This window comes from Mesorhizobium sp. WSM4837, from assembly GCF_055811435.1.
On sequence record NZ_JBVVQE010000147.1, the window covers coordinates 1 to 5,513 of the forward strand.

Annotated in this window: 8 protein-coding genes; 6 read left to right on the forward strand and 2 right to left on the reverse strand. The window is 63.1% G+C overall.

Annotated elements, in window-relative coordinates; genetic code table 11:
- Positions 1-313 (forward strand): hypothetical protein (locus AC0L3D_RS35990; RefSeq protein ID WP_473647452.1); only part of this gene is annotated, 313 nt, incomplete at its 5' end.
- 432 nt (positions 314-745) lie between these two features.
- Here AC0L3D_RS35990 and AC0L3D_RS35995 read toward each other — a convergent pair.
- Complete coding sequence (locus tag AC0L3D_RS35995; protein ID WP_473630529.1) at positions 746-1,672, reverse strand: adenylate/guanylate cyclase domain-containing protein; 927 nt, start codon at positions 1,670-1,672, stop codon at positions 746-748.
- Positions 1,673-2,180: 508 nt separating this feature from the next.
- Here AC0L3D_RS35995 and AC0L3D_RS36000 point away from each other — a divergent pair.
- From AC0L3D_RS36000 to AC0L3D_RS36015, 4 genes are all read left to right on the forward strand, one after another.
- Positions 2,181-2,339, forward strand: a complete 159-nt coding sequence (locus AC0L3D_RS36000) for a hypothetical protein (RefSeq protein WP_287364366.1) — start codon at positions 2,181-2,183, stop codon at positions 2,337-2,339.
- A gap of 418 nt (positions 2,340-2,757) precedes the next feature.
- Positions 2,758-3,141, forward strand: a complete 384-nt coding sequence (locus AC0L3D_RS36005) for a hypothetical protein (protein ID WP_287240880.1) — start codon at positions 2,758-2,760, stop codon at positions 3,139-3,141.
- A gap of 81 nt (positions 3,142-3,222) precedes the next feature.
- Positions 3,223-3,675, forward strand: a complete 453-nt coding sequence (locus tag AC0L3D_RS36010; protein WP_473647453.1) for a hypothetical protein — start codon at positions 3,223-3,225, stop codon at positions 3,673-3,675.
- 145 nt (positions 3,676-3,820) lie between these two features.
- A complete protein-coding gene (locus AC0L3D_RS36015; protein ID WP_288142346.1) occupies positions 3,821-3,946 on the forward strand; it encodes a hypothetical protein in 126 nt (41 codons plus the stop codon).
- Positions 3,947-4,397: 451 nt separating this feature from the next.
- Here AC0L3D_RS36015 and AC0L3D_RS36020 read toward each other — a convergent pair whose 3' ends face one another.
- Positions 4,398-4,694, reverse strand: coding sequence for a hypothetical protein (locus tag AC0L3D_RS36020; RefSeq protein ID WP_128248512.1), 297 nt, complete (start codon positions 4,692-4,694; stop codon positions 4,398-4,400).
- Positions 4,695-4,910: 216 nt separating this feature from the next.
- Between AC0L3D_RS36020 and AC0L3D_RS36025 the strand changes: the two genes are divergently transcribed.
- A complete protein-coding gene (locus AC0L3D_RS36025) occupies positions 4,911-5,129 on the forward strand; it encodes a hypothetical protein (protein WP_473647454.1) in 219 nt (72 codons plus the stop codon).
- The last annotated feature ends 384 nt before the right edge of the window (positions 5,130-5,513 follow it).

A 5,513-nucleotide genomic window follows, 5' to 3' on the forward strand; every position in this document is an offset into this window, starting at 1 on the left:
CATTGACGGCAGCGGCAGCATTGACGGCAGCGGCACCGGCAGCATCGGCGGCAGCGGCAGCATTGACGGCAGCGGCACCGGCAGCATCGGCGGCAGCGGCAGCATTGACGGCAGCGGCAGCATTGACGGCAGCGGCACCGGCAGCATCGGCGGCAGCGGCAGCATTGACGGCAGCGGCACCGGCAGCATCGGCGGCAGCGGCAGCATTGACGGCAGCGGCAGCATTGACGGCAGCGGCACCGGCAGCATCGGCGGCAGCGGCAGCATTGACGGCAGCGGCAGCGTCAGCGTCGGAGGCAGCGTCGCGCGCTGACAACGGCGGGCAATAGCGGCAATGTTAACGCCGGATTCGGCAACGGTGGCGAAGGTCCTGCCGACGAGATCGAGATTGCCTGAGTCATGACCTGACCGCGATCAGCGCCGCGAACGCATCGCGGGCAGCCTGTCGATGCGGAGCCAGCCTCGGGAGTGCGTTCGTGAGCGTCAACCGCGAGATGCGGGAACGACTTTGGAAAAAGGTCCAGGAACATGCCGGGCCTCCGCCCAAGGACATGCCAAAACGGCCGGCAACGCAGTGGGTCAAGCCGGGAATCAAAGCCCGTGTGAAGCACCTCCGGGGCGAGAAAGACCTTCGGCACGCATCGCTGCAGGATTTTTGGGATGAGAGTTAGCGACCAGTGGCAAGGGATCAGCATTCAGGAATATAATCCTCTCGTAGGGAGAGACGATCAGGCATGTAGCCTGCTCATGACGCCCGTTTCCGGATGATCCAGCCGATGCCTCCCGCAAGCGCGATGCCGAGTAGCGGCCATTTCGCCCAGAAAATCCCGTTCCAGGTCAGCAGGTTTACACCGACGACCCCCAACGCGACGACACTCAGCATGGCGACGCCCCGATTGATGAGCCTCGTCATGCTTGCCCAGCGGAGGCCCGCCAGAACCGCTACGGCGAGCATCGGCCACCCAGCCCAGAAAATCCCATTCCACGAAAGCACATTGATGGCCACCAACCCCAACGCGGTCAAGGCAGGCAAAAGGAATTTCCGGCTGATCCTGCGCCCGAGGAAAGCGCCAGACCGGGCGGCGTCGCGCGACCGCCCGTCAGCGGCCGGTTCGGCACGGCGCGCCACCGCTTCGGCCCCGCTCTTCTCACCGCCGATCCGGACAACGTAGCTCGGCACACCTTCTTCGATGTTCTTGACGGCGAGGTCGCCCAGGAACTCGAACCCGACCGCCATTTTGTTGCGGACCTGATCGTACACCGTATTTGAGATCACGATCCCGCCTGCCGGGGCGGCGGTCTGAACGCGGGCGGCAATGTTGACGCCGTCTCCATAAATGTCATCTCCCTCGACCATGACATCGCCAAGGTTGATTCCAATCCGAAAGCGCATCTGCGTTTCGGCCGGGCGAACGGCATTGTGCCCGGCCAACTCGTTCTGAACGTCGATGGCCGTCCGGACGGACTCGACCACGCTCGGGAATTCGGCGATCAACCCGTCGCCCCAGGTGTTGACGACACGCCCGCCGCGGGCCTCGATTAGGCGCGCCATTGCGTCCCTGTACTGTTTCAGAGTCGCCAGCGTTCCTTCTTCGTCGGCTTCCATCAGGCGCGTATAGCCCTGAACATCCGCCGAAAAGATGGTCGTCAGTTTGCGTCGTGTCGCCGACATTGAACTGTCCCTGCTCGATGTGAGCAGCCGAAGCTTGCCGTGCTCCGGTGGCTGAGTCTACGTCGCATTCCCGCGTCGCATGAAGATACTGAAAACACTCTTTCTGGGCGCGGGGATGGCGATTCTGGCCGCAGCGAACAGGAAGCGCGTTGTGTCGACCGGAGGGCCCGAAAAGCCGCCCGGCGGGGGAGGGTCCCGAAGTCATGGACGGTGACCGCTTCCGTCGCGTCCTGCGGAAGCTGCATCGTCGACGTTTCGCGTTCTTCTTATTTGCGAGCCGGAGCGCCAGCCGCCAAGCCCGGAGCCCCGATGGAGCCCGGCAGGCCGCCGTCGAGATCCCCGTGGGTGATTGTACCGGAGGATCGCACGGCATGCCGTGCGATGTCGATGGGGGGCAGGGTGACGGAAAAAAATAACGTCAACCTCATGAACCTAGCGCCTCGGTGTCATGCTCGGTCGAAGCGGACGGCGCGGTCTCGCGGAGTGGACGGGCAGCGGCGCAGAATGGATGCGACCATTCTTTCTCAGCCTGCTTGCCGACGCCTGCGCACTCTCCGGTGACGTGCGACGGGCGCTCGGGGAACTGGATGAGGCTATAGCGGCGGTCGAGCGGCGGGGCAGCGCTGGCCGGACGCCGAACTGCATCGATTGCGAGGGCAGTTCCTGACAGCTTTGCCGGACGGCGGAAGACCAGGCGAAGTGCTGTATCGAAAAATCCGGGTTCGAGGCGAGGAATTCCCTTGCTTCTTCCTTGGCCTCTGCCAACTGCCCCAGCCGCGCCAGACTTGCAGCCAAGATGCGTTGCGAACCGAGCCGATGCGTCGCCTCATGCCTGAGTGTTTCGACGGCATCGGCGTATTGACCCGCTGCGTATTGGGCGAGCCCGAGAACACCACTGTTCGGGCAGCCGCCGAAGGTATGCCCGATATCAACCGCCGCCGCCTTCTGCTTGGCCTCGCGGCTACTTCAACCGCCGCTGCCGCTGCGGCGGCCTTGGCTGCCGCTTCAACGATCTCGACGCGACCGCAGCGCCGTCTGTCGCTAACGCGATCCCAGTTACGCGGACGAAAACCAGTCTCGATGCAATGCTGCTGGAGCTCAAGGGCGCGAAACCGAAGCGGGTGCAGGTCGATCCGGAGCCCGAGCCCGAGGCGGATCGAGTATGGCGTGCGAGGTACTGGGGCAATCTTAGCGTGAGCGACGATGAGCTTGAGCGGAGGTACGGCGCGCCAACATGGGCGGTGTTGTGCTACCCGATGCATGCCGAGTGGATCGAAGACGATGCGCGGCTGACCAGACTGGCGCAGGATTGGCGATTGGCGAGTCCTACGGCCGCGTCAGGACGCGCGGGAGCCGCATCCCGGTCCATAAGACCAGCCAAGGGCGAGATCGCGTCCAGCGGCTCGCCTGCGTTTCAAAATCAACCCCAGGCGCTTGCCAACGGCCAGTTTCCGGCACGGCCCGCCTAAGAACGACATAGCAGGGAACCGATTTAACAAGCTCTGAGTTTCAATTGTTAACCCAAGGTGAAAGTCTTAGGGAGCAACACAATGAAAACCATCCATCATCTCCTCGCCGGCACCGGTATGGTGCTGATTTCAGGTGCATTTTTCGGCTCAGCGGCGACCGTTCCAGCATTTGCGCAGGCGATTGAGCGCCAGATCTTGGCGGGGCAGCAATGTCGCTTGTGCCCGCCGCTCACCACTGGCGAGGGCCATCCGACAGGCACAGCTAGTAGGGACACCATCGCCGGCAGCGGCAGCGTCGGCGACCACGGCACCGGCAGCGTCGGCGGCAGCGGCAGCATTGACGGCAGCGGCAGCATTGACGGCAGCGCCACCGGCAGCATCGGTGGCAGCGGCAGCATTGACGGCAGCGGCAGCATTGACGGCAGCGCCACCGGCAGCATTGACGGCAGCGGCAGCATTGACGGCAGCGGCAGCGGCAGCATTGACGGCAGCGGCAGCGGCAGCGTCGGAGGCAGCGGCAGCGTCGCGCGCTGACAACGGCGGGCAATTAGCGGCAATGTTAACGCCGGATTCGGTCAACGGTGGCGAAGGTCCTGCCCGCGAGATCGAGGTTGCCTGAGTCATGACTTGACCGCGATCAGCGCCGCGAACGCATCGCGGGTGCATAGGCGCCGCTGCTATGTTTCGGCCAGTCGAGTGCCAGACCTTGCTCTACAAGCCACTGCTGGACGTCGCGACCGTCGGCACGCGCACAATCGCCGACGAGCCGACCGTGGCGATCCCGGTCGACAAAGTTACAGTGTAGGGGCCTAGATGCGGACAGGAAGGTATCCAACGCGGCGGCAGCGCGGCGCCCGCAGGGGTATCGAAGCCTTTGGCGTCATCGCAATATTGCCGGCTCTCAGGCGCGTCGATGCCGCTGAACCGAATCCTTTGGCCGGCAATCTCTACCGTGTCACCATCGATCACGGAGGCGCGGCCTTCCATCGAAGCAGGCAGCGGCTCGGTCCAATTCGTTACCGTGCCCTGAAGGCTTGCGGTGCCTGCATTACGAATTGGGTGATTGTGGCGGCAAGCGTACCTACGGAACATCAGCGCCAAGAGCGGTCGCGGCAGCCGCCGTGCCGGCATTCTTCTGCCAGCGCGCCTTCGCCAGCGGTCAGCCTGATTGGCGCCTTGATAACGGTGACCTTTGCCCACGCCTTATCCCCCCGAAGAGAGAATGCCGCTATTGCGGGCGAGAGTCTCGAAGCTGCCTAGTCGGCCGGCAGCGGCGTTGTGCCTTTCGGTCGGCGGATTTTTTTCACCAGTTCGACCGAACTGGCATCGACCGTGATCCGCCCGAGCACCTGCACCGTTACGCGGCGCAACTCCTCGTCAACGTGTACGACCTCGCCTTCAAGCCTGATCTTGTCGCCTGGCTTGGCCTTCGGTTCGATGGTTGAATAGGACTGATTTGCCGTCCAGATATGCAGGGTCACGCGATCCTCGATACGCTTGCCCACCGTGGCCATGATCGCCACCTTGTCGCCGATATTGATCTCCCGCGGCATGGATAGGATTCTGGAGCGGGTGGGATCTTAGTCAACAGATTGGTAATCTCCGAGACAGCGCGCTTCGCTCTAGCGGGGACGGCCCCGCGGCTTGGTTGCGAGGTGGGGACTTCCCCGGCACAGTCAGATCGCTCCGTCCCGGCGTTGCGCCGCGTGCGGTCGGAACAAATGGGATCGAAGCCGGTTAACAATCGAAGGGACCGCAAACGAAGCGGTATGATGATGATTGATATTTTTAGCTTCGAATTGGCCAGTGCCAGGCTGCGCGTAAAACGAGCCGAGCGCTCGCTTGAGCATGCGAAGTTGGCGGACCATGGCTGCGTCGCCGTCAATCTCGCGTTGTGCGACCGCATACGGTCCGAGCAAAGGCGCGTGAGCGAGGCGAGGGAACGCATGACGAAAATCGATCCCACCAGCCCCGCCGGCAATACGTGAGTGTTTTGCCTCACCTGATATTGCCTAGGCTGGAGAAGGCTCCCCGCGCGCAGGCATCCACCAGTTAACCGGGCATTCCTTTATGAAATCAAGTGTTTAGGGCGTTCTGATGGCTCGGCATGCTTCGACGCTACTGCTTTTTTAACGTCAGTCTCGGGGGTCTAAAATAGAGCGAACGGGGGGAGCAAAATTCAAAAGCGCTGCATTCTCAATCGGTTGCCGGCCAGGCACGGGGCGCCGCGCCTAAAGTAGGGGAAGCCGCCCCCGGTCAGCAGGACACGGACGCCAATACCGCCGCCCCCCGGGCAAATGAAGAAGACTACCGAAGACTACTGATTGGCAACGTCAGACACGGGGAAGGCCGGCGCCGCTGGGGGGGGGGCG